This window comes from Shewanella sp. NFH-SH190041 (genome assembly GCF_024363255.1).
Classification (GTDB): domain Bacteria; phylum Pseudomonadota; class Gammaproteobacteria; order Enterobacterales; family Shewanellaceae; genus Shewanella.
In genome coordinates this window covers 1,659,076-1,684,315 of record NZ_AP026070.1, presented here as the reverse complement: position 1 = coordinate 1,684,315, position 25,240 = coordinate 1,659,076, and the positions used below count along the sequence as shown (strand labels likewise).

The following is a 25,240-nucleotide window of genomic DNA, read 5'->3' as shown; positions in this document are numbered from 1 at the left end:
TAAGAGCGCTTTAAGCAAGATCAACAAAGGGAGCACAATTGCTCCCTTTACTTTATCGATATACCGCAAACTCACCATCTGCGGTAAACCGTTAGCCATGAGGGTTAGAACTTAAAGCCCAACTGTAATGCAGCGCCCCGTTCATCATTACGGCCAAACTGCCCTGCCAGATCCAGTGTCAACAAGTCGAAAGGCGATAAACCTAAGCCAACAGTAAACAGATTTTCATAATTACCCGTCATATCGGTTTTAAAGCCAGCCCGCAATTGTGCCTGTTCAAAGATATCCACTTCTGCGCCGATTCTGGCCCACTGTCGTGGTAGCATAAAGATCTCTTTTGTGTTTTCTAGCACAAAAGATTTGTCTTCAATCAAATCAACATCCGCAGCCAAGGTCATCCCTAGCCATTGTACCGAGGCTCCTGCTGTCACGGTCGGCTTTAATGATAAATGCTCCCCAGCGACATTGACAATTTCATGTTCAATCAAGTTACGGGCAACCAACCCTAGTTGTACTGGTCCCACCTCACCATGTAGCCCGATATCCAGGTTAAACGCAGTTTCATTACTCATATAACGATCTTCAAAAAAATCGTCATTTTCATAATTACTCATAGTGGCAATATAAGCATAACTATCCATCCGCTGAGCTTTTGGTGTGACGCCCAATGCCAGATGCCCAATAACTGGAATTGACAACTTAGTCGCTAAACTCAGCGCAATTTCAGTCACGGCCACCGAGCGGACTAATCCATCAGATTTGATAGCATTTTGGTTAAATTGCCCCGTCGCCAACGCATTCTCAATCAGATGTTCATCATTTGGATCATATTCAAAATTACCATTAGCCCAAATTTGCGTACCAATACTCAATCCTGCAGCTAATGTATTAGAGGGCAGATAAAATGCCAGATCTAATCCCGCATCACCATTAAGTTTAATATCGTCCAGTTTTTTCAGGCTACGAGTCAGATTATCTGCCGCATTTTCTAATTCTGTCTGATTAAACTGCTGCCGCGCGATACTATTATTAACAAGATGTTGAAAGTCATCTAATTGCTTTTGCACATCATCAACATGGTCAATAGCATCCTGATAATCACGTGCATGGACACCCGCTGCTAATTTCACATAAAAATCATCATTATCTTGAAAACGAGTGAGCAAAGCGGGGTTCAGATTTGCTCGGGTATAATCACCACTGGCGATCCCAACCCCGGCCATACCTGCACTGCGGGCATCAATGTGCCCAGCCGCAGCTGCGCCCGAGCTCATAGCAAGGGCAACCAATCCAGTCAGTATGTTCAGTTTCATCATATCTCCGTTTATTTTTTATTCTGCTTCAACAGGTTATAAAGCGGGCCAATGATACCAGCGTCCAGAAAGGCCTCTAATATGACGATCATGAAAATACCAAAAATAAGAGCTAACGCACAAAAACGTCAGCTCTTAGCCTTGTCGCACCACTTGTCTTATTTGAATATCAGCCAGGTTCAAACTGCCGCGCCATAGCGCTGATTTGCGTTAAAGACACCCCATGGCGATTACGTTTGGCGCATAAGACTTGGTGTTCGCGGTTCTGAGGCTCGCCAATCAATACAATCCGAACCTGATATCCCATCGCCTTAGCGGCTGTTTCATAAGCAATAAACTCCCACAACGCAAGATTAGTATTATCACAAATCACCCGTGGGAGCCCATCAGCCATAGCCTGAATAAACGCGGCTAAATTGCGTTGGTGATATTCACTCAACCGACGTTTATCAAAACGGTATTGCCCATTTGCCATAAAATAATTATCAGTCGAGCAATAGCCATATTGTTTAATCTGTTCTGCCAGTTCCGATGGTAATTGCGCCAGATAATGTTGCGCCCAATGGGACTTACCACTGCCGGGCAAACCTCGCAAAATAATGGCTTCTTTCAATAACGCACGCTTTACCACAGCGGAGCACCGGCCAAAATATTATCCACCAATTTAGGCAGCAACTCACCGGCTCGGCCTGTCATATGATATTGAAATTGACTCTGACCGCTTGCTGGTGCCAAATTCACTTCCACGGAATGGGCTGAATAATGATTGGCAACCTCGACAAAGCCCGCAGCCGGATAAACCGTGCCCGAAGTTCCAATGGCTAAAAACAGATCGCAGCGCTCCAACGCATCATAAATTCGTTCCATTTCTAACGGCATTTCGCCAAACCACACCACATGGGGTCGCAAACGCTCTGCCGGCAAACAGCAAGTACAAACATTGTCCGGTCCAAAAGGCGCTTGCAACATAAATGTTTGTCCACTGCCAGGGCAACGCCCTTTGGCTAACTCCCCATGCATATGGATAAGTTGATGAGAACCGGCTCGCTCATGCAGATTATCAATATTTTGAGTCACCACTAAACAATCACCGTTAAACTCCCGCTCCAGACGGGCTAATGCCAAGTGGGCAGCATTAGGCTGCACGGTATCAAGCGCTAACTGAGCCCGCCTATCGTTATAAAAAGTTTCCACCAATTCGGGATTACGCTCATACCCTTCCGGGGTTGCCACATCCTCAATATGATGCTGTTCCCACAAACCATCCTGATCCCTGAAAGTCTGAATACCGGATTCTGCAGAAATACCAGCACCGGTTAACACTACTATTCGACGATACATAGATTTTGTCCTGTTCCAATACCCAAATCTGCCAATATGGCTCGGTCCGGTGTAAAGGCCAATAAAGAAGCTATAACCTTACTAAAAGTGTGCTTGATCTTGCTAGATTTTTTCAAATTTTCACCAATAGCCGACAATTTCTCAGCCAAACAAAACACAAAGGTTTAAGTTTTATAACCGACCCCCTATAATGATTTGCACTATATATGAATGAACCGACGGGTTCTGCTATCAAGAGATTTACAATGACAGATGGAAATCAAGCGCTAAAAAAAGCGGGACTGAAAATTACCTTGCCACGAGTCAAGATCCTGGAACTGATGCAGGAACCGGAAAACCAACATATCAGTGCAGAAGATCTGTACAAGAAGCTGTTGGATATTGGTGAAGAAATTGGCCTCGCCACCGTATACCGGGTATTAAACCAGTTTGATGATGCAGGCATTGTATCTCGTCATCATTTTGAAAGCGGTAAAGCCGTATTTGAACTGTCTACCCAACACCATCATGACCACCTAGTTTGTCTTAACTGCGGTAAGGTAATTGAGTTCAGTGACGAAGTCATCGAGCGCCGCCAGCAAGAAATTGCAATGAAGCACAACATTAAACTGACCAACCATAGTCTGTATTTGTATGGTGTCTGCACCAATGACGAATGCGCTCACGGTGATGACTAATCACTTGATGAATCACGATAGCGTGACTAACTAAAAAAACCGGGATTATCCCGGTTTTTTTATCACCACAATAAACACTGGCATTTATCTGCAACCAATTTTGCCCTGCAATGACTCCTTTGCAAATTCACAGATGATAATCGCCTTCCCGCTCAGGCTGGTAATGAATAGCTTCAATGGTGACTTGTCGAGTGGCATTATTCGGCATCGGCCAGGCAATTTGATCGCCAATTTTAACCCCTAACAGAGCAGAGCCCACTGGCGCCAAAACCGATACCGTTTTATGGCCATCATGCCCATCACCCGGGTACACCAATGTCAGCGTATGGAGTTCATCGCTACCGGATACGCGGAAACTGACAGTAGAGTTCATGGTCACCACATTATCAGGCATAGCTTGCACCGGCAGTACTTCTGCCCGGGCCAGTTCATTTTCCAATGCCAATGTCCCCGCCCCATCTGGTGGCAAGGTCTCAAGTAATGCCTCTAATCGCGCTAAGTCCTGACTGGATATCACAATATCAGGCTGCATCCTGCCTCCTTAAGCACTGTCCCCTTATGCTCATCAAGGGGCTACAGCGACAAATTAATCAACATATAGCTCAAAGTAAAACAGCATATCGCCTGCATTTTAAATAGCCAGTTTGCACATTGCGCCACATCACAAACCGAACAAAAATCAATCACCAACCAAAAGCATCAACCAGATCCCAGATGAGATAACTGACAAACAACTCGACACCAACACAGTGGCTGCAATGGTCGCCATATCCCGCTCTAACTGACAAGCGATCAAGTAAGCATTCACCCCCAGGGGGGAGGCTGCTAGCAAGGTGGTAATCGCCAGCTCTTCTCGCGTCAATCCCAGCACGATGCCCAAACCACAAACCGTAGCCGGTAACAGAAACAGTTTAATCACCGACAATACCAATGTCGGTGTAACACTGCTCCGCAGCTTGTAATAATGCATATTGGCACCAAGCACAAATAGCGCGCAAACAATTGCTGGCTGGGCCAGCATCTCCACGGCTTGAGCAAACAATGCTGGTAACTTAAAGCCGATAAGGTTACCTATTATGCCCAACGTCAAACTGGCAACCACCGGATTACGGAGCAAACTGACCGCAACACCTTGCCAACGTTGCCCACCACTTAGGGCGAAGGTCATGCCAAATAACACGGCACTGTGAAACGGCAAAATTAAAAACACCGTCACCAGCTTTTCTGGGCCAAAAGCCGCCATAATCAAGGGTAACCCCACCAGCAAGGTATTGGAATAACAGCTCCCCAAACCTAGTGCGGCACATTCAGACACGGGGCGTTTCAGCCACCAAGCTGCTGCAAATGCCATCAGCCAAAATAAGGAAATCACCGGCAGGTAAAATGCAAACAAGACTTCCAGGCGCAAACTTTCTTTAAGAGGCACCGTTAACATAGTGGAAAACAGCAGTAGTGGAATCGAGACAGAAAATGCAAACCGACTGATCCCATCTATTTGCTCACGGGAAAACCAGCCACTTCGGCTACAACCAAAACCACAGCACGCCACCAGCAGCAATGGTGCTATAAGGGTAAAAACCGACATTATTTCCCCACAAAAAAGGCGCCCTGCGGCGCCTTTATCGCTATTAGCTGAATATTACCAGCCTGTTTTTTGCCGCAGTGCCTGACCAATATCAGCCAACGAGCGCACAGTCGTGACGCCAGCAGCCTCCAAGGCAGCAAACTTCTCTTCCGCAGTCCCCTTACCACCAGCAATAATGGCACCAGCATGTCCCATTCGCTTACCGGCTGGCGCTGTCACTCCGGCGATATAAGACACAACCGGCTTAGTCACATGCTGCTTAATGTATTCAGCAGCTTCTTCTTCCGCCGTGCCACCAATCTCACCAATCATCACAATGGCTTCAGTGCCCGGATCCTGTTGGAACATCGCCAACACATCAATGAAGTTAGTCCCCGGGATAGGATCGCCACCAATGCCGACACAGGTTGACTGTCCAAAACCTTCATCTGTGGTTTGTTTAACCGCTTCATAAGTCAAAGTCCCGGAACGAGACACAATGCCCACTTTACCCGGCCGGTGGATATGACCCGGCATAATACCGATTTTGCACTCTCCAGGCGTAATCACCCCAGGACAATTTGGACCAATCATCCGTACACCGGTTTGCTCCAGTTTAACTTTCACTTCAAGCATATCCAAAGTCGGAATGCCTTCAGTGATACACACAATCAGTTCAATACCAGCATCAATGGCTTCCAAAATGGCATCTTTGCAAAAAGGCGCTGGCACATAAATCACACTGGCGGTCGCGCCAGTCACGTCCACGGCATCTTTTACTGTGTTAAATACCGGCAACCCTAGGTGCATCTGGCCACCTTTGCCCGGAGATACCCCACCGACCATGCGCGTACCATAGGCAATTGCCTGCTCGGAGTGAAATGTTCCCTGTCCGCCGGTAAAGCCCTGACAGATCACCTTGGTCTCTTTATTGACTAAAACGGACATTATTTTCCCTCCGCAGCGTTTACAACTTGCTGTGCTGCATCAGTCAGACTGGTCGCAGCAATAATATCCAGCCCGGACGTGGCCAAGACCTCACGGCCCAACTCCGCATTGGTGCCTTCCAAACGCACGACTACCGGCACATTGACGCCGACCTCTTTAACTGCGCCAATGATGCCTTCCGCAATCATGTCACAGCGAACAATACCGCCAAAAATGTTTACCAATACGGCTTTAACATTGTCATCGGACAGAATAATCTTAAAGGCTTCTGCCACCCGCTCTTTCGTCGCACCACCGCCAACATCAAGGAAATTTGCCGGACGACCGCCATGCAAATTAACAATATCCATGGTGCCCATCGCCAGACCGGCACCATTAACCATACAGCCCACATTGCCATCAAGCGCAACATAGTTCAGTTCAAAACGGGCGGCATGGGCTTCACGGGGATCATCCTGAGATGGATCATGCATATTTTTGATTTTAGGCTGACGGAACAGCGCATTGCTGTCGACATTGATTTTGCCATCCAAACAGTGCAGCTCGCCTTTCTCTGTGATCACTAATGGATTAATTTCCAGTAGGGCAAAATCATGCTGGATAAACATATTAGCCAGCCCCATAAAAATCTTGGTGAACTGTTTAATTTGTGTTGGAGTAAGCCCCAATTTAAAACCAAGATCTCGCGCCTGATAAGGCTGAGGCCCTGTCAGGGGATCAATCATGGCTTTATGGATAAGCTCTGGTGTTTCTTCGGCCACCTTTTCAATTTCGACGCCACCCTCTGTGGATGCCATAAACACCACTCGGCGGCTGCCGCGATCAACCACGGCGCCCAGATACAACTCGCTGGCAATATCAGTGCAACTTTCCACTAAAATTTTTGCCACCGGCTGACCAGCTTCATCTGTTTGATACGTTACGAGATTTCTTCCTAACCAATGCTCAGCAAAGGCTCTGATCTCTTCCTTGTCGCCCGTCACTTTAACGCCACCGGCCTTTCCCCGACCACCGGCATGGACCTGGCATTTTACCACCCACATGTTACCGCCAATCCGGCCTGCAGCCTCTACAGCTTCCTGCGGGGTATCACAGGCGTAGCCTTCTGACACGGGCAAACCATACTCGGCAAACAGGGACTTTGCCTGATATTCATGCAAATTCATGATGATATATCCCTATACTACTTATCAGTTCCAACTGGCCGCCTCGACCAATCACGAAGGTACAGCCCACCCCGTCAGAGGCAGGCTGAGTCTACTGCTTACAAATCAAGCAACAGACGAGTCGGATCTTCCAGTAAATCTTTAATGGTTACCAGAAAACCCACTGACTCACGACCATCGATAATGCGGTGGTCATAAGACAGTGCCAGGTACATCATCGGCAGAATCTCTACCTGGCCATTTACCGCCATCGGCCGATCCTTAATGGCATGCATGCCAAGGATCGCACTTTGGGGCAGATTCAAAATCGGCGTGGACATTAACGAGCCAAATACCCCACCATTCGTTACAGTAAAATTACCGCCGGTCATATCTTCAACCGTCAGTTTGCCATCTCGGCCTTTAATCGCCAGATCCCGTACTGCTTTTTCAATATCAGCCAAGCTCATGGTATCGGTATCACGCAATACTGGTGTGACCAGCCCTCGCGGGGTCGAAACCGCAATACTGACATCAAAATAGTTGTGATAAACAATGTCATCACCATCAATCGACGCATTGACCTCAGGATAGCGTTTCAGCGCTTCTGTCACGGCTTTAACATAAAAAGACATAAAGCCCAGACGGATACCATGTTTCTTCTCAAACACTTCTTGATAGCGCTTACGGATTTCCATAATCGGCTTCATATTGACTTCATTAAATGTGGTCAACATGGCGGTAGAGTGTTTCGCCTCAAGCAAACGGTTAGCAACTGTTTTGCGTAAACGGGTCATGGGTACCCGTTTTTCACTGCGCTCCCCTAAAGGCGCCACAGCAGACTGTGGCACTTTTGCTTCAGCCGCGGGTACGGTGCTATCAGCCTGACGGATAAAGGCTTCAACATCTTCCTTGGTGATTCGACCGCCAATCCCAGTCCCCGTGATCTTGGCCGCATCAAGGCTATGCTCAGCGATCAAGCGACGTACTGAAGGGCTCAAGGCATCATTGCTTTCGACGGCAACAGCTGTCGCCGCTTCAGCCTCAGCTTTAGTGACCTCTTGACCCGCAACAGCACCAGGAACAAAAGCCGCAATCACCTGTTCAGCCAGCACAGTATCCCCTTCTTGCGCCAGAAACTCGCTGATATGACCATCTTCAGGCGCAACCACTTCTAATACAACTTTATCGGTTTCAATATCGACCAGGTTCTGATCCCGGGACACCGCCTCTCCGGCTTGAACATGCCAAGTGGCAATGGTCGCATCTGCAACGGATTCAGGCAGAACCGGCACCTTAATTTCGATACTCATGGATAATTATCCTTTTTATAAATTATCTATTACTTAATATTCAGCGCAGTATTAATCAGTTCCTGCTGCTGCAAAGCATGCAGCTCAGGGTAACCACAGGCAGGAGCCGCAGAGGCTTCACGTCCGGCATAATGCAGTCTGGCACCGGCGGGAATAGCCGCCCAGAAATGGTGCTGACTACAATACCAGGCCCCTTGATTCTGAGGCTCTTCTTGGCACCAGACAAAATCAGTCACATGCTGGAATTTAGCCAAATGTTTTTGCATCTCATCATGGGGGAAAGGATAGAGCTGCTCCACCCGGATAATGGCAACATTATGCAATTCCTCAGCCCGCCGCTTTTCCAGCAGTTCAAAGTACACTTTACCACTACAGAGCACGACTCTATCGACCTGACTGCAGTCCAGCTCATCCACTTCACCAATCACATTCTGGAATTGCCCCAGCGCTAAGTCTTCCAAACTGGATACTGCCATAGGGTGACGCAACAATGACTTAGGAGACATGACTATCAGTGGTCGGCGCATAGGGCGAACCACTTGACGGCGCAGCATGTGATAAACCTGAGCTGGAGTCGAGGGCACACATACCTGCATATTGTGGTTTGCACACAGTTGCAAGAAACGCTCTAAACGAGCGCTGGAATGCTCCGGCCCCTGCCCCTCATAACCATGAGGTAACAACAGGGTTAAACCACATAAACGTCCCCACTTCTGCTCACCGGAAGAGACAAACTGATCAATAACCACCTGAGCACAGTTGGCAAAATCACCAAACTGAGCTTCCCAAATGGTCAGCCCGCCCGGCTCGGCAGTGGCATAACCGTATTCAAAAGCCAACACGGAAGCTTCTGACAACACAGAGTCAATAATGTCTATCTCACCCTGATTGTCAGCTACATGGCGCAGCGGCAGATAAGTCGTGGCATCATTTTGGTTATGCAGTACCGAGTGGCGGTGGAAGAACGTCCCCCGGCCGGAGTCTTGTCCTGTCAGACGTACCCGGCGACGGTCTTCCAAAATAGAGGCATAAGCCAGGGTTTCGGCAAACCCCCAATCCAGCGGCTTCTCACCATTAGCCATCGCCAGACGGTCTTTATAAATTTTCGCAACCCGGGACTGTAATTTGTGCCCTTCTGGAATATCAGTCAGCTTTTTAGCCAGATTAAGCAGGCGGCTTAATGGCATCTCTGCCTGATAAGCGACATCCCAGTCATGTCCTAGGTATGGGCTCCAATCCACAGTATGCAGGGTCATTGGCCGCCATTCTTTCACGACACAGTCGCCCTTATCCAATGCATCCCGATAACCATTCACCATGGCGGTCACATCATCCTGCCCCAGAGTTTGCTCAGCAATCAGCTTGTCAGCATAGAGTTTGCGCGGCGTTGGATGCTTTTTGATTTTGGCGTACATCAACGGCTGAGTTGCACTAGGCTCATCGGCTTCGTTATGGCCATGCCGGCGGTAACAAACCAACTCAATCACCACATCTCGGCGGAAGGTATTGCGGTAATCAACCGCCAGACGCGACACAAAAGCAACCGCTTCAGGATCATCAGCATTGACGTGGAAAATCGGTGCCTGCACCATTTTGGCAATATCAGTACAGTACTCGGTCGAACGGACATCTTGATGCAGAGAGGTGGTAAAGCCCACTTGATTGTTCACCACAATCCGGATACTGCCGCCAACCTTAAACCCTCGGGTCTGCGACATATTAAATGTCTCTTGCACTATGCCCTGACCAGCAATGGCTGAATCACCATGGATGGTGATTGGCATCACTTGCAGCGAATCACACTGGCGACGGTCTTGACGGGCACGAACCGACCCCATCACCACAGGATTAACAATCTCTAAGTGGGAGGGGTTAAATGCTAACGCCAGATGGATATTGCCACCTGGCGTTTCAAAATCAGAAGAGAAGCCCTGATGATATTTCACATCCCCGGAGCCCAACTCACCTTTATGCTTACCGGCAAATTCAGCAAACAGTTCAGCAGGACGCTTACCGAGAATATTCACCAAGACATTCAGCCGGCCTCGGTGCGCCATACCAACCACAATTTCCTTGGTGCCCGCTTCACCGGCGCGATAGAGGATCTCGCGCAACATAGGCACCAAAGAGTCACCGCCTTCAAGAGAAAAGCGCTTTGCCCCTGGGAACTTAGCCCCTAGATACTTTTCCATCCCCTCAGCGGCATTCAGCCCTTCTAAAATCCGGGTCTTTTCCGCACCGGATAAACCTTGATGCCCTAATGACGGCTCCAGTTGTTGCTGGATCCAACGTTTCTCTTCAGTGTCGGTAATATGCATATATTCCGCACCAATAGAACCGCAATAAGTGGACTGAAGTGCACTGACCAAATTGGCCAACTTCATGGTCTCACCACCGTGGGCAAAAGAACCGGTATTAAACTCTTGATCCAAATCTTCGCTGTCTAAACCGTGAAAAGCCGGATCTAACTCTTTAACCGGCTCACGTTTCCACAGCCCAAGCGGATCCAAATTAGCATTTTGGTGCCCGCGGAAACGGTAGGCATTAATCAACTGCAGAACTTTCACCTGTTTAGCATCAAGATCGGGATCAGACACCCGACTGTGGCCGCCACGGCGCCCATCCAATGCTAAGCTGCGAAAATAATCACGGATTTTGGAATGGGCCGCTTCCGGCACGTCCGCCGGAGTCCCATTAACGGCAGGAAGATTATCAAACACTGCCCGCCAGTCATCAGTGACTGATGCGGGATCGTCCTGATAGGCCTCATACATCTCTTCCACATAGGTCGAATTTGCACCGCTGAGGTGAGATGATTCGAGCCAGGCTTTCATTGTGCCTTGCTGCATTGTTATTCCTTTCAAACTTGATACACACGCCGGACTGATGTCCCGCGTACTACTAAATTGGTGCCGCGCCTCAACTCCAGCATTGCGGCCTGCCATCATCCCTGACACAAAAGAGTCACCATCCACCGAAGTGGAAAGTGACTCCCGACGAGCTAATCAATTATAAGTTGTTGTTCAGTATCTTGCATCTACACCGCCCGGTTTAGCAACATGGATCTGATGTGGCCAATCGCCTTAGTCGGATTAAGCCCTTTGGGGCAAACATCCACACAGTTCATGATACTGTGACAGCGGAACACACTGTAGGCATCATCTAACTCATCAAGCCGCTGCTCAGTTGCCGTATCCCGGCTATCAATCAAAAAGCGATAAGCATGCAACAGCCCACTTGGGCCGATGAATTTATCCGGATTCCACCAAAATGACGGGCAAGCAGTGGAGCAACAGGCGCACATAATGCACTCATATAACCCGTCTAAATGAGCCCGCTCTTCCGGTGACTGCAGATTTTCCCGCGCAGGGGTTTTTCCATCGTTAATCAGGTAAGGCTTAATTTTTTCGTATTGCTGATAAAATTGTGACAGATCGACCACTAAATCTCGTACCACCGGCATCCCCGGCAGGGGACGAATCACCACCTTATTGCCCTTGAGTGCAGAGATTGGGGTGATACAGGCTAAACCATTTTTACCATTGATATTCATGCCATCACTGCCACATACACCTTCACGGCAGGAACGGCGGAACGCTAAGGTGGGATCTTGCTCTTTTAGCAATAACAGCGCATCAAGTACCATCATGTCTGTGCCATCAGCCACATCCAGACTGTAATCCTGCATTCTGGGCTTAGTATCCACATCGGGATTATAACGATAGAGAGAAAATTGCAGTTTCATTATCGTCTCCTCCTTAGTAAGTCCGTTTCTTGGGCGGGAATGCTTCCCGAGTTTTTGGCGCCATATTCACTTCACGGCGGCTCATCTGCTCGGTAACCGGGTCAAATAACGAGTGACATAACCACTGTTCATCATCCCGCTCGGGGAAATCTTCTCGGGAGTGGGCGCCGCGACTTTCTGTGCGGAAGTTAGCCGCGTAAGCAGTGGCAATAGCGGTAGCCATCAGATTATCCAGCTCCAAGCATTCAATCCGCTGCGTATTAAATTCTCGCGAATTATCAGACAATTTTGCATTATGTAACCGCTCACGAATTTGCTGCAGTTCAGCAAGGCCCTCTTTCATTGGCTCACCACTGCGAAATACCGAGAAATTCAATTGCATACACATCTGCAAATCTTTTCGAATCACGGCGGGGTCTTCACCGTCTTGATTACTTTCCCATCGTTTGAGTCGGGACAGAGACTGCTCAATCTCCGCCTCACTGGCAGGCTGAGGATCCGGCGTTTCATCCAACGCCTGTCCAAGATGCTGACCAGCTGCACGACCAAATACCACTAAGTCCAGCAAGGAGTTACCGCCTAATCGGTTAGCGCCGTGCACCGACACACAGGCAATTTCACCAACAGCAAACAAGCCGATGATATCGGTTTCACTGCCATCCTCATTACGGTGGATCACCTGACCGCTAATCTTCGCCGGTAGACCTCCCATCATATAATGGCAGGTTGGAATAACCGGAATCGGCCCATCTGCCGGATCAATATGGGCAAAAGTACGTGATAACTCACACACCCCGGGCAGCCTAGCTTCTAGGGTTTCCTTGCCGAGGTGATCCAACTTAAGTTTAAGATGCGGTCCCATGGGGCCTTCACAACCTCGCCCTTCACGGATTTCCGTCATCATTGAGCGAGCTACCACATCGCGAGAAGCTAAATCCTTGGCATTAGGGGCATAACGCTCCATAAAGCGCTCACCATCCTTGTTCAGCAAGTAGCCACCTTCACCACGGCACCCTTCGGTTACCAATACTCCGGCACCGGCAATACCTGTTGGGTGAAACTGCCACATTTCCATATCTTGTAGTTGCACGCCAGCCCGGGCTGCCATGCCAACACCGTCACCGGTATTAATATGGGCATTGGTAGTGGAAGCATAAATTCGCCCAGCCCCACCAGTCGCCAGCACAGTAGCCTTAGCTTTGAAATAAACAATCTCACCACTTTCAATATCGATAGCAGTACAACCGACAATGGCGCCATCAGCATTTTTCACCAAATCCAGGGCATACCACTCAGAAAACACCTGAGTCTTATTTTTAACATTTTGCTGATACAGGCAGTGCAATAGCGCATGCCCGGTTCGATCCGCAGCTGCTGCCGTGCGAGCTGCCTGCTCGCCACCAAAATTTTTCGACTGTCCCCCAAAGGGACGCTGATAAATAGTGCCATTGTCAAAACGAGAAAATGGCAACCCCATGCGCTCCAACTCAATAATGGCTTCCGGACCGGTTTGACACATATATTCAATAGCGTCTTGGTCGCCAATAAAATCAGAACCTTTCACCGTGTCGTACATATGGTATTCCCAGTTATCCTCATGGGCATTACCCAGCGCAACCGTGATCCCCCCCTGGGCTGACACAGTATGGGAACGAGTGGGAAACACTTTAGACAACAGGGCACAGCTTTTGCCCTCTTTAGAGATCTGTAGCGCCGCACGCATACCAGCACCACCGGCACCGATCACCACGGCATCAAATTCGCGAACTGGAATAGTCACTTAAACACCCCATACAATAATTAAACCGGCGGCAAGATAGCTAAACGCCGCAACAACAAAGGCAAATTGCAGCAGACCACGCAAGGCAGTGTGCTTGATGTAATCGGTTAGCACCTGCCACACACCAATCCATGTATGGATAAGCAGTGCAATCAGGGTCACCAGGGTATAAATTTTCATCGGCAGCGCAGCAAATAACCCCTGCCAAGAGACAAAGCTCAATGGAGCATTCAGCGCGATATAAGCCACGAGGAAAATCACATAGGAAGCCAGAACCACAGCACTGGCACGGATAAGAATAAAATCATGGACACCACTGCGTCCGAAACTTGCTGCATTGGTTACCATAGCCAGAACCCCGCAATGATGGATAACAGAATGGCCAGCACAAATGTCAACTTGGCGGACATCAAACCGGCGGACAATTCTTCACCTTCCCCTAACTCCATCACTAAATGGCGTATTCCTGCCAGCAAGTGATAACCCAGCGCAGTCAAAATACCCCACAGCATCAATTTAACGATGGGGGCCTGCATCATAGCGATTACCTCAGCAAACCCGTCACTGGATGACAACGAAGTGTTGAGCAACCAGAGCAGAATGCCAATGGCAAAAAGCATGATAACGCCGGAAATTCGGTGAAGGATGGAAGCGATTGCAGTCGCGGGGAAACGAATTGTCTGCAAATCGAGATGGACAGGTCTTTGCTTTTTCACGTTTCTGCTCACTCAGCTCCATTGAGCACTGTTTTTGTTATATGAATCGTTACTAAAACGCTGTTTCATGACACAAGTCACTTACACAGACTCTATATACGACAATATTAAACAAACGGTTTACCAGTTAAAAACTCACTTATTTGATTGTAAAAAAAATGATATTCAAATGATGCTGTTTGCGGCCGTAAATAGGCGAGAAAAGTATACAGAGCGTAAATGTCAAATACAAACATCACATTATCGAAATTTTGTTTTATTTTGAAAATATGTGTATCACAACAAGAAACTTGCAATCTAATTCAAAAATTACATTAAAAGGTATAACAAATTTAAACACTCATTTAAATTGAAATGTGATCTGCGTTACCTGTAAAGTATGGCGGGTTTGATATGCCGCACTCACATGAGAATGAAGTAAGGAGAACTGGGTATGGCTGACAGAAAAGCCAAATTGGAATTGCCTGAAAACGATGCAATTGAACTTCCTGTACTACAAGGAACTGCAGGTCATGATGTGATTGATATCAGCAAGTTAGGTCAAAAAGGGTACTTCACCTTTGACCCTGGCTTCCTGGCAACAGCATCCTGTGAGTCTGCCATCACCTACATCGACGGTGATCAAGGGGTGTTGTTACACCGGGGTTACCCGATTGATCAGCTTGCTGAGTCATCCAGCTACCTGGATTTATGCTATCTACTGTTTTATGGCGAGTTGCCGAATCAGTCCCAGTACCGGGAATTTGTGCAAACTGTTAAAAACCATACCATGGTGCACGAGCAACTGGCATTTTTCTTCCGTGGATTCCGCCGTGATGCTCATCCGATGGCCATGCTCTGTGGCGTAACCGGTGCTTTGTCTGCTTTTTATCAGGACTCGCTGGATGTAAAAGATCCCAAACATCGCCGAACTGCAGCCTTTCGCTTGGTCTCTAAAATGCCGACCATTGCTGCGATGTGTTACAAGTACTCAATTGGTCAGCCTTTCGTCTATCCCCGCAATGAACTGAGCTATGCCGGTAATTTCCTGCAAATGATGTTTGCAGTGCCTAGCGAAGACTATCAGCTCAATCCAATTATTGAGCGGGCAATGGATCGGATTTTTGTACTGCATGCAGATCACGAACAAAATGCCTCCACCTCAACTGTTCGGCTAGCAGGTTCATCTGGTGCCAACCCCTTTGCCTGCATTGCAGCAGGGATCGCTTCATTGTGGGGACCGGCCCACGGCGGCGCGAATGAAGCCTGCCTGAATATGCTGGAACAAATCGGTTCTGTTGACCGGATCCCGGAATTTATCGACCGCGCCAAAGACAAAGATGATCCATTCCGACTGATGGGCTTTGGCCACCGGGTTTACAAGAATTTTGACCCAAGAGCTAAAGTGATGCGCGAAACCTGTCATGAAGTGCTCGATGAACTGAAAATCAATGATCCTCTGCTGGATGTGGCGATGGAGCTGGAACGCATCGCACTGGAAGATCCCTACTTTATCGACAAAAAACTCTACCCTAATGTCGATTTTTACTCTGGCATCATCATGAAAGCTATCGGTATCCCGACCAGCATGTTCACCGTCATTTTCGCCTTAGCGCGCACATCAGGCTGGATTGCTCACTGGAAAGAGATGCTGGATCAACCCGATCATAAAATCAGTCGCCCTCGTCAGTTATATACCGGTAAAGATACCCGGGATTTTATCCCCCTGAACGAACGGGAATAACCTGCTGATTTCACTCCCCACTAAATGAAAAAGCGCCAAATGGCGCTTTTTCATTACCTTGGTTTATCCATAACACAAGCCAACTGGCAATTCCCCCTAACCGAAACACTATTCATCCACCTTTAGATGTTTTCCCCATTAGGTTTATGACCATTTTATTGTTAATTTTGTTAAAATTTAGCAAGTTACCAACAATCGAAATAGTAATCACCACCACGACTAAAGTAATAGTTTGTATTTAAAGCATTTTTTATTTGGCACACTTTCTGCTTACTAAAGCAACAAATAAAAAGTTATCGTGACTTAATAGGGAAATTTATGTTTTTAACAGGATGTTATCACCGCTTCGCTAAACGCTTACTGCCAGTGTGTTCATTAACGTTATTAGCCGCCTGCCAGCAAGAGCAAACTGCTGCACCTGAGGCGCCCTACGCCATTGCCGTTGAAACAGCAAAAGTGCAACGGGGAGATATTTCATCCTACTACCATACAACCGCAACCTTAGAAGCCCCAACAGAAGCAAGCGTTGTCAGTCGCACCGCAGGACTGATTAATCACATCTATGTCGAAGAAGGCATGCGGGTAGAAAAAGGCGATCTACTGGCAGACATTGATGCTCGCCAAGAGCAACTGACGCTCACGGCCGCCAAAGCGGAAGTCGCTATTATCGAGCAGGAGCTTGAGCGGTTAAAAAACATCACCAACCGGGATTTTGTCAGCGCCGAACAACTGGCCAAACTGGAGTTTCGACTCAAAGCGGCCAAAGCGAAGCGGGATCTCAGTGCACTGAAAGTGAAGGAAAGCCGTATTATCGCGCCCATTAGTGGCACCTTAGCAACACGTCATGTTAAAGCCGGCAATATGGCCCAACCTTTTGATCCCTTATTTGATATTGTCGATCAAAGTGAACTACACGGCATTGTACACCTCCCAGAGCAACAATTATCACATCTGACCCAAGGGCAATATGCCACTATTTACACCAGTCTTAATCCCCAACTGGCCGTCAAAGCGAAAGTCCTGCGCATCAGCCCAGTGGTTGAGCCTGATAGCGGCACATTTAAAGTCACCTTATCCATCCCAAACCCACAACAGACACTTAAAGCAGGCATGTTTGCCAACGTCTCTTTGCGCTATGGCACACGCACAGACGTTATTACTGTCCCTTACAGTGCGGTACTGAGTCGGGATGATCGCCAGAGCCTCTTTGTGGTGGATAACAGCAGCGCGGCAAGGCGCGATGTCAAACTGGGCTTTCGCGACGGCGATCAGGTGGAAATTGTTTCAGGACTCAGCGCCGGAGAAAACCTGGTGATCCGGGGGCAGCAAAATCTCAAAGATGATGCTCTGGTTGATATTATTAATCACCCGGATCAAAGCCGCACCGCGGCAGCTCCCCGCCCTGAAGCACAATAGGGGGCTGCGATGACATTGATTAACACTGCGGTAAAACGCCCCGTTGCCGTCTGGATGATGATGCTGGCCATTATGTTATTCGGTATGGTCAGCTTTTCCCGTCTGGCCATCAAATTACTGCCGGATCTCAGCTACCCGACCCTCACCATCCGCACCCTTTACTCGGGCGCGGCACCAATTGAAATCGAACAGTTAGTCTCTAAACCTGTGGAAGAAGCAGTCGGCATTGTCAAAGGCTTGCGCAAACTATCCTCTATATCCCGCGCCGGGATGTCGGATGTCATGCTGGAGTTTGAATGGGGAACCGATATGGATATGGCCGCACTGGATGTGCGGGAGAAATTAGATATCCTCATGCTGCCATTAGATATTGAGCCACCACTCTTACTGCGCTTTAACCCCAACCTGGATCCCATTATCCCAGCTCCAAGCAGATACCGCAGCCCTGAAACGCTTGCGCACTTATGCTGAAGAGGAACTTAAACGCCAATTGGAAACGCTGGTAGTGTTCATAATTCTATGTCATTTGATTAAAATTAATCCAAAAGGATATTCAAATGACCAAACCTACTTTTGATATGGACGCTGCTATTGAGGCATTACGTGCGGGGAAAGATTTGAACGGTAAAGACGGTATTTTAACCCCGCTTATCAAACAACTTACTGAAGCTGCTCTTAACGTAGAATTAGACCAGCATCTTCAAGATAAACAGCCCGATAATCGCAAAAATGGAACGACTACCAAGCAGGTTAAAACGGGGACTGGCCGTTTTCAGCTGCACACGCCCCGTGACCGCGATGGCAGTTTTGAGCCTCAGTGAGTGAAAAACTATCAGACTTATCTCACTGATGAGATGGAGCGGAAAATCATTGCGCTGTTCTCTTTAGGAACCAGCTATCAGGCTTGAATTCAGATAATAAGTGCACCACTCATGGTTAAACGGTAAGAAGAGATCAACTGCCTGTAGGTGGTACTCTATCGTCGCCAAACAAATAGAAGTCATTACCATGAGTTACAAGCAGTTGATCGAAGGGCAACGATACCAGATCGAAGCCTACCTACGCGAGGGCTTCAGCTATCGAGCAATCGGCAAACGCTTAAAAGTGAGCCACAGCACGGTGAGTAGAGAGGTTCGTCGTAACCGTATTCGTGACAATCATTATTTGCCTGAAGTTGCACAGGCCAAGACAGTTAAGCGCCGCTGCCAGGCTGCCAAAAATCGAGTGTCTGTAACGACCGTCACTTTCGTTGAGTTCGGACTGAAGCAAAAGTGGAGTCCAGAACAAATCGCGGGCGTAGGTCAACTTATCGGTTACCCTGTCAGTCATGCATGGATTTATGGCTTTGTTCAGCAGGACAAGCAGCGTGGCGGAAAGCTCTATAAAGCGCTGAGACGCGGTCATCGTAAATACCGCAAAGGCTGTCGTGCGAAACGGGTTATCATTCCAAATCGCATAGGTATTGAACACCGGCCGGCAGTTGTCGACGAAAAAGCACGATTAGGTGATTGGGAAGCCGATACGGTGTTGGGAAAACAAGGCACTGGCGCTATAGTCAGTTTGGTTGAACGCAAAAGCAAACTGTATCTAATCCGTAAAGTGCCCGCCAAAAGCGCAGCCGATGTGAGCCGAGCCATGATAGGCATGCTTTGGCGGTATCGCAGTCACGTTCACACTATCACAGCGGACAATGGCAGCGAGTTCTGTGACCATCAAAAGGTTGCACAAGCACTGAAGTGTGTGATTCATAGACATCATTTCAATATAATGAGTGTCTATGAACAGAGAAATACAACAGCGTTTACAGTGGATTAAGCTATACGAAGAGACCCGTGATGCGGGCTTGGTCTGTCGTCGTTGTGGCATATCCAGACCTACCTTAAGAAAATGGTGGCAGCGTTATCAGAAAGACAGTGTAGATGGTCTGGTCAGTCAAAGCAGACGTCCTAAGAGTTCACCTTCAACCAAGGTTGGTGAGACAGAAGAGCAGTTAATTTTATCTTTGCGATGCTCTCGAAACCTTGGAGCTAGGCGTATTCAAAGTGAACTTGGCCGCCTACATGGGCTCTCTCTTGGAATTGCAACTATTCATAAGATTTTGACGCGGAATGAGGTAAAGCCTGTTGTTACCTATCGTAAGAAACCAGATTACATCAGGTATGTTCGCCCAGTTCCTGGCGATAGAATACAAATGGATACCTGCAAGATAGGGCCGAATCTCTATCAATACACCTCGATTGACGATTGCACCCGCTATAGGGTTTTAAGGCTGTATAGCCGCAGAACTGCTGCTAACACACTGGATTTCATTGATTGCGTTATTGATGAAATGCCATTTCCAATTCAGCGTATTCAAACAGATCGTGGCCGCGAGTTCTTTGCCTTTAAAGTCCAAGAGAAATTGAAGATCCATGGAATCAAATTCAGACCAAATAAACCTGCTTCACCTCACCTAAATGGCAAAGTAGAGCGCTCGCAGAAAACGGATAAAGCTGAGTTTTATGCAACGGTAGAGTTAGCATCAGACGATTTAGATAACCTGCTTGCTGAGTGGCAGCATTACTACAACTGGGAGAGGCCTCATAGCGCACACCATGGGAAAACACCCATGGAGCGATACTTCGAAATGGCTGAGCAAACGCCTTATTCTGAAGAGGTTCAGGAGCTTTATGAACCAGCAAAAGAACCCCTTCAAGAACAAAACTACAGGCTTGAATTGGAGCTGAGAAGATTGAAACGATCTCTATGAATCACACAACTGAAGGTAGATATCTATTTCGCCAACCCATACTCATCATGGGGTAGTCCTCCCTTTTTTAACCGCTGTTAAAAGTAGAGGTTAAGCCGCCATCAGTGATGGCCTGCCACTATTGGCTTTGTGTGGTCGTTCATGATTGTAAAACCATAGCCACTTTGTCGCATAGTCTTGTACCTCCTCAATTGAATCGAATAGATGCTTGCTCACCCAACTGTATCGAATCGTTTTGTTGTGTCGCTCGATATAGGCGTTCTGCTGAGGTTTACCTGGCTGAATATATTCAATCCGAATGTTATGTTGCTTGGCCCAATTAACAAACTCACCGCTAATGAATTCAGGCCCATTATCACAACGGATAATGGAAGGTTTAGGGCGTTGTTCCAAGAGTTGATTAAGAGTTCGGATAACCCTTAGTGCTGGCAGTGACAGTCCCGCTTCAATCGCCAAGCCTTCACGATGATAATCATCAATCACATTAAATAAACGGTAGCTGCGACCATCAGCCAACTGGTCATGCATGAAATCGACGGACCATACTTGATTCGGCCGCACGGGTTCTTTTAACGGCTCTGGAGCATGGCGTTTTAGCCGTCGTTTAGGACGAATACGCAGGTTTAACGCTAGCTCGCAATAAATACGGTATACACGTTTGTGGTTCCATGTCTTACCCTTCACATTGCGCAGGTAATCAAAGCACAGACCAAAGCCCCAGTCATTTTCATCTGTCGTTAGCTGGATAAGCCAATTGGCAATGTCTGCATTTTCGTCTCGCAGGACTGATTGGTAGCGGTAGCAAGTCTCACTGACGCTGAAAATGCGACATGCCATTCGAATACTGATAGCTGAAGCCGCCACAGACTGCTGAGAAAGCACGCGTCGCTCATTGGGCTTCACCACTTTTTTGCCATGGCTTCCTGAATGATTTCGGCTTTGAGGCGTTCTTCAGCATACATTTTCTTGAGCCGTCGGTTTTCGTCTTCAAGCTCTTTCATTCGCGCCATGAGTGACGCATCCATCCCACCGTATTTTGCCCGCCATTTGTAAAAGGTCGCACTACTCATGCCATGCTCACGACAAAGTTCTGGAACGGGCGCTCCTGCTTCAGCTTGCTTGAGGATGTTGATTATCTGACTGTCCGTGTATCGCGATGTTTTCATGTCGAATCTCCTGCGTTTACCTGACGAGAAAATTCTACTTTTGGCTGCTGTTATTTTTCGGGAGGACTACCTCCGGTTTTGTGTTTGATGATTGGATTGTTAGTATCGAACATAGAAAGTTACCTTTGGTTTTGAACTTAAGGTTGCAGTTTTTTCTGCAACTTACTGCACTAATAAAAAACGCTCCTAAACGGAGCGTTTTTTATCAACAAATCAGTCCCTTACAAAGACCTGATTTATTGATTATCTGGCTGATAATCCTGTGCTCGATTTGCCAGCAGCACCGGGATACCATCTTCAATGGGATACGCTACTTTATCGGCTTTACAAATAAGCTGATGCGCGTCTTTTTGATATTCCAATTTACCCTTGCATACCGGGCAAGCCACTATGTCCAACAGCTTCTTATCAAATGCCATCGATAATTCCTTGTTCACTCACACAAATATCACAGACTCTCTGCGATTTGTTTTATCTTATTGTCGCTAGCTTGTCACCAGTTAGCGTGGAGTGCCAGTACTCTTTTTTAAAAGCGCGACATTTCCCCTGACTTTTGCATCTAATTGCCTTTTCCCCAACCGATAAGACAACCTATTTGCAGCGACATACCCGAATGATACGCTCGTAACCTAGGGTCTGTTACGACGCTTATTTCTCAGTTTGTATACGAGTTGCTTACTTTAGCCACTGAGCAACTCAGTTGACATTGCAACAAAAAAGCTCCCCACAGGGAGCTTTAAATATGCAGAGGGGTTATTCCTTCTGATTGGCCGATGCCATGTTATTCGCAATACTATCCCGACTGGATTTCTCTGACTGGATTTTTGCTAATCGCTGCAACAAACCCTGATCAAATTCTGCTGGTAACTTGGCATCCACGGCCAGGTACCACCAATTATCGGTAGCAAAATGTCGGCACTTTACTGCATCCTTTTCAGTCATCAACAATGGATACTGAGCAGCTAATGAAGCCAAATCGGCGGGGATATAGGGCTGATGATCAGCAAATTCACGCGTTTGAGCTAATACAAATCCCAGCGCAGTCAGGCTAGTAAAAAAACGCCCCGGATTGCCTATTCCAGCCATTGCCACAACAGTATCACCCGGCTGGGGCGCCTGTTGAATGTTATCTGCAAGATGCGGAGTCAATCCATGCAAACCAGCAGGCGCCAATTGCATGGCAAACTCACCTGCTTGTGCGCCTTCAAGCCCATTACAGATTTTAAAATCAACCGTATCGAGTCGCCATGCACCTTCCCGCAACGGGCCGGCTGGCAATAGTAGGCCATTACCCAGACGGCGCTCACCATCGATGATCGCCAATTCAATATCTCGACCAAGCGCATAATGTTGCAAACCATCATCACAGATAATCACATCAACATCACAGTGCGCCAGTAAGGTTTTAACCGCATCAACCCGGTTTGCCCCCACGACCATAGGCACATGGGTTCGAGCAAAAATCATAGCGGGCTCATCGCCAACATCGGCGCAGGTATGGCTGTCACTCACCAATACACTACCGGTAATATTGACGCCATACCCCCGACTGATCACCCCTGGGCGATACCCATTGGCGCGACACAAACCAATCAGGTATAGCACCATGGGCGTTTTGCCACTGCCACCTGCCGTCAAATTGCCAACCACAATCACAGGCACAGGGCTGTGATAAACCGGTTTGATCCCCCAGCGAAACAACTGCCGACGAATGGCACTGATGACATAAAATAACAAAGTCAGTGGCAATAACACCCAGCGCAACGGGTGGTTGCGCTGATACCAAAGCCTATGAACAAATTGCTGCATTTAGCTTCCAAACTGCATTTGGTAGAGTTTGGCGTACATGCCGCCATGCTCAATCAATGAACTGTGGGTGCCTGACTCCACAATCCGGCCCTGATCCACAACCAGAATCTGATCCGCACTTTCAATGGTGGACAGACGGTGAGCAATCACCACAGAGGTTCGGTTATGACGCAGATTATCTAACCCTTTTTGAATGGCCTTTTCAGACTCAGTATCCAAGGCAGAGGTAGCTTCATCCAAAATCAGTACCGGCGCATCACGCAGCATGGCTCGTGCAATCGCAATCCGCTGCCGCTGGCCACCAGACAATAACACGCCGTTTTCACCGATTTCAGTATCCAGCCCTTCAGGTAATTGCTCAATAAACTCCATGGCATGGGCAAGCTTAGCCGCTTCCACGATTTGCTCTCGGGTGACTTCGCCGGGATAGGCATAAGCAATATTATTGGCAATGGTGTCATTAAACAGAGTCACCTGTTGGGAGACCAAGGCGACCTGACTACGCAAATTTTTCAGTTCGTAGTCATAAATATTGGTGCCATCCAACGCAATACTGCCCTGTTCCAACCCAATATAAAAACGGGTGATCAAACTGGCTATGGTTGACTTACCAGAGCCTGAGCGCCCCACCAAGGCCAACGTCTTACCCGCAGGTACATCAAAACTGATGTGCTCCAGCGCCAAACGCTCCTGCCCCGGATAGCGGAAGGTGACATCATCAAAGGTTAAATGCCCTTTGGCTCGCTCAACAGTATGTTTACCCGGATCCGGTTCAGGCTCGGTATCTAACAGCTCAAAAATAGTCGTACTGGCCGCAATACCACGTTGAAATTCCGCATTCACTCGGGTCAGACTTTTAATGGGTTGCAACATAGCCATCATGGCACCCAAGATGGTTGCAAACGTACCCGCTGTCAGCTCAGCCTTCATACTGTCTAAACTGGCGGCGTACAACACAAATGCCAATGCAAATGAGCCAATAATCATGATCGTCGGTTGGCTGATGGCTTGAGCCACCGCCAGTTTCATATTCTGCTGACGATTATGGTTATTAATTTTGGCAAATCGCTCAGATTCTGTTTTTTGGCCACCAAATGCCAGTACATTTTTATGCCCTTTAACCATCTGTTCCGTTGTAGTCGTTACACCACCCATGGCAGATTGCAACTGACGGGATACCTTACGGAATCGACGACTCACCAGGGTCATCACCAACCCCATCAACGGCGCTATCACCAAAATGCACAGTGATAATTTCCAAGAATACCAGAACATCAACACTAACATGCCAAGAACAGTGATACTGTCTCGGACAATGGAAATCAGGGCACTACCTGAAGCCCGGGCGATCTGCTCAGTATCATAAGTAACGCGGGAAATTAACGTACCGGAGTTTTCATTATCGACATAGCTAACCGGCATCGTCAGATAATGCTCAAACACCTGCTGACGCATGTGCATAATTAGTTGAGCACTCATATAAGAGATGCCGTAAGTCGACACAAAGTTAGCTAATCCGCGCAGAGTAAACAGACCAATGACCACCAGCGGTGCGATGGCCAGCACGTCATTGTTGGCAGAAAAACCTTTATTTTCCGGCAGCGAAATGCCCCCGATTGACTGTATCTGGCTGGCATGTTGACTGGCGCCGGCAAAGCCTTCATCAATAAACGGCTTAATAAACGCGATAAAAGCGGCATCCACCAAACCATAGGTAATCAGACCGAGTACAGACAGTACAAACATGCCTTTCATGGGTTTTAAATATCCCATCAGGCGTTTAAATACTGTCCAGACTTCATTTTTCTCAGCTGGGGTCATGTATCAATCATATG

22 protein-coding genes and 2 pseudogenes are annotated in these 25,240 nt (G+C 47.8%); 7 read left to right on the top strand and 17 right to left on the bottom strand.

Annotated features, from left to right (window positions below; all coding sequences use genetic code 11):
- Positions 1 to 104: 104 nt before the first annotated feature.
- The 3 genes from NFHSH190041_RS07395 to cobB all read right to left on the bottom strand — a co-directional run bounded on the left by NFHSH190041_RS07395 (position 105) and on the right by cobB (position 2,654).
- Positions 105 to 1,316 carry a conjugal transfer protein TraF gene (locus NFHSH190041_RS07395; protein WP_261924609.1) on the bottom strand — a complete coding sequence of 404 codons (1,212 nt, stop codon included), beginning with the start codon at positions 1,314 to 1,316 and terminating at the stop codon, positions 105 to 107.
- Positions 1,317 to 1,482: 166 nt separating this feature from the next.
- Positions 1,483 to 1,944 carry an AAA family ATPase gene (locus tag NFHSH190041_RS07390; protein ID WP_261924608.1) on the bottom strand — a complete coding sequence of 154 codons (462 nt, stop codon included), beginning with the start codon at positions 1,942 to 1,944 and terminating at the stop codon, positions 1,483 to 1,485.
- Positions 1,938 to 2,654: a Sir2 family NAD+-dependent deacetylase gene (gene cobB, locus NFHSH190041_RS07385; RefSeq protein WP_261924607.1), complete on the bottom strand. Its 717-nt coding sequence runs from the start codon at positions 2,652 to 2,654 to the stop codon at positions 1,938 to 1,940. The genes NFHSH190041_RS07390 and cobB overlap by 7 nt, the downstream gene beginning before the upstream one ends.
- Positions 2,655 to 2,899: 245 nt before the next feature.
- On the opposite strand from cobB, the gene fur reads away from it, so the two are divergent.
- Entirely contained in the window at positions 2,900 to 3,331 is a 432-nt protein-coding gene (gene fur / locus NFHSH190041_RS07380; RefSeq protein ID WP_261924606.1) for a ferric iron uptake transcriptional regulator, read from the top strand.
- A 127-nt stretch (positions 3,332 to 3,458) separates the two neighbouring features.
- On the opposite strand, the gene rnk is transcribed toward fur, so the two are convergent.
- The 10 genes from rnk to sdhC all read right to left on the bottom strand — a co-directional run bounded on the left by rnk (position 3,459) and on the right by sdhC (position 14,542).
- Positions 3,459 to 3,863, bottom strand: coding sequence for a nucleoside diphosphate kinase regulator (gene rnk, locus NFHSH190041_RS07375; protein ID WP_261924605.1), 405 nt, complete (start codon positions 3,861 to 3,863; stop codon positions 3,459 to 3,461).
- A 147-nt stretch (positions 3,864 to 4,010) separates the two neighbouring features.
- The gene (locus NFHSH190041_RS07370) at positions 4,011 to 4,916 is read right to left on the bottom strand and encodes an AEC family transporter (RefSeq protein ID WP_261924604.1); all 906 of its coding nucleotides are present in this window, start codon (positions 4,914 to 4,916) and stop codon (positions 4,011 to 4,013) included.
- A gap of 54 nt (positions 4,917 to 4,970) precedes the next feature.
- Complete coding sequence (gene sucD / locus NFHSH190041_RS07365) at positions 4,971 to 5,843, bottom strand: succinate--CoA ligase subunit alpha (protein WP_261924603.1); 873 nt, start codon at positions 5,841 to 5,843, stop codon at positions 4,971 to 4,973.
- On the bottom strand, positions 5,843 to 7,009 hold the full coding sequence (gene sucC, locus NFHSH190041_RS07360) for an ADP-forming succinate--CoA ligase subunit beta (protein ID WP_261924602.1): 1,167 nt from the start codon (positions 7,007 to 7,009) through the stop codon (positions 5,843 to 5,845). Before sucC ends, sucD begins: the two co-directional genes overlap by 1 nt.
- Before the next feature lie 98 nt (positions 7,010 to 7,107).
- Positions 7,108 to 8,301, bottom strand: coding sequence for a 2-oxoglutarate dehydrogenase complex dihydrolipoyllysine-residue succinyltransferase (odhB, locus tag NFHSH190041_RS07355; protein ID WP_261924601.1), 1,194 nt, complete (start codon positions 8,299 to 8,301; stop codon positions 7,108 to 7,110).
- Positions 8,302 to 8,330: 29 nt separating this feature from the next.
- On the bottom strand, positions 8,331 to 11,150 hold the full coding sequence (sucA, locus tag NFHSH190041_RS07350) for a 2-oxoglutarate dehydrogenase E1 component (protein ID WP_261924600.1): 2,820 nt from the start codon (positions 11,148 to 11,150) through the stop codon (positions 8,331 to 8,333).
- Between the two features lie 188 nt (positions 11,151 to 11,338).
- Positions 11,339 to 12,046: a succinate dehydrogenase iron-sulfur subunit gene (locus NFHSH190041_RS07345; RefSeq protein WP_261924599.1), complete on the bottom strand. Its 708-nt coding sequence runs from the start codon at positions 12,044 to 12,046 to the stop codon at positions 11,339 to 11,341.
- Between the two features lie 13 nt (positions 12,047 to 12,059).
- The gene (gene sdhA, locus NFHSH190041_RS07340; protein ID WP_261924598.1) at positions 12,060 to 13,826 is read right to left on the bottom strand and encodes a succinate dehydrogenase flavoprotein subunit; all 1,767 of its coding nucleotides are present in this window, start codon (positions 13,824 to 13,826) and stop codon (positions 12,060 to 12,062) included.
- On the bottom strand, positions 13,827 to 14,174 hold the full coding sequence (gene sdhD / locus NFHSH190041_RS07335) for a succinate dehydrogenase, hydrophobic membrane anchor protein (RefSeq protein WP_261924597.1): 348 nt from the start codon (positions 14,172 to 14,174) through the stop codon (positions 13,827 to 13,829).
- Complete coding sequence (gene sdhC, locus NFHSH190041_RS07330) at positions 14,168 to 14,542, bottom strand: succinate dehydrogenase, cytochrome b556 subunit (RefSeq protein WP_410010856.1); 375 nt, start codon at positions 14,540 to 14,542, stop codon at positions 14,168 to 14,170. The genes sdhD and sdhC overlap by 7 nt, the downstream gene beginning before the upstream one ends.
- A 433-nt stretch (positions 14,543 to 14,975) precedes the next feature.
- Between sdhC and NFHSH190041_RS07325 the strand changes: the two genes are divergently transcribed.
- From NFHSH190041_RS07325 to NFHSH190041_RS07300, 6 genes and pseudogenes are all read left to right on the top strand, one after another.
- Positions 14,976 to 16,265: a citrate synthase gene (locus tag NFHSH190041_RS07325; protein WP_261924595.1), complete on the top strand. Its 1,290-nt coding sequence runs from the start codon at positions 14,976 to 14,978 to the stop codon at positions 16,263 to 16,265.
- 318 nt (positions 16,266 to 16,583) lie between these two features.
- Positions 16,584 to 17,681, top strand: coding sequence for an efflux RND transporter periplasmic adaptor subunit (locus NFHSH190041_RS07320; RefSeq protein ID WP_261924594.1), 1,098 nt, complete (start codon positions 16,584 to 16,586; stop codon positions 17,679 to 17,681).
- 9 nt (positions 17,682 to 17,690) lie between these two features.
- Positions 17,691 to 18,183, top strand: a pseudogene (locus NFHSH190041_RS07315) (efflux RND transporter permease subunit); the annotation flags it as partial.
- A gap of 55 nt (positions 18,184 to 18,238) precedes the next feature.
- Positions 18,239 to 18,583 (top strand): annotated as a pseudogene (locus NFHSH190041_RS07310) (transposase); the annotation flags it as partial.
- 106 nt (positions 18,584 to 18,689) lie between these two features.
- The gene (locus NFHSH190041_RS07305; protein ID WP_261924593.1) at positions 18,690 to 19,496 is read left to right on the top strand and encodes an IS30 family transposase; all 807 of its coding nucleotides are present in this window, start codon (positions 18,690 to 18,692) and stop codon (positions 19,494 to 19,496) included.
- Positions 19,459 to 20,430, top strand: coding sequence for an IS481 family transposase (locus NFHSH190041_RS07300; RefSeq protein ID WP_261921918.1), 972 nt, complete (start codon positions 19,459 to 19,461; stop codon positions 20,428 to 20,430). The genes NFHSH190041_RS07305 and NFHSH190041_RS07300 overlap by 38 nt, the downstream gene beginning before the upstream one ends.
- Before the next feature lie 90 nt (positions 20,431 to 20,520).
- Here the strand turns inward: NFHSH190041_RS07300 and NFHSH190041_RS07295 are convergent.
- From NFHSH190041_RS07295 to msbA, 4 genes are all read right to left on the bottom strand, one after another.
- Positions 20,521 to 21,596 (bottom strand): IS3 family transposase gene (locus tag NFHSH190041_RS07295; protein ID WP_261924592.1). Its coding sequence is split into 2 segments (ribosomal slippage): positions 20,521 to 21,344 and positions 21,344 to 21,596, totalling 1,077 coding nucleotides; the frame shifts between segments, so codons are not numbered across the junction.
- A 236-nt stretch (positions 21,597 to 21,832) separates the two neighbouring features.
- Positions 21,833 to 22,015: a Trm112 family protein gene (locus NFHSH190041_RS07290; protein ID WP_261924591.1), complete on the bottom strand. Its 183-nt coding sequence runs from the start codon at positions 22,013 to 22,015 to the stop codon at positions 21,833 to 21,835.
- Between the two features lie 334 nt (positions 22,016 to 22,349).
- On the bottom strand, positions 22,350 to 23,405 hold the full coding sequence (gene lpxK, locus NFHSH190041_RS07285) for a tetraacyldisaccharide 4'-kinase (RefSeq protein WP_261924590.1): 1,056 nt from the start codon (positions 23,403 to 23,405) through the stop codon (positions 22,350 to 22,352).
- Positions 23,406 to 25,226, bottom strand: a complete 1,821-nt coding sequence (msbA, locus tag NFHSH190041_RS07280) for a lipid A export permease/ATP-binding protein MsbA (protein ID WP_261924589.1) — start codon at positions 25,224 to 25,226, stop codon at positions 23,406 to 23,408.
- Positions 25,227 to 25,240 lie beyond the last annotated feature (14 nt).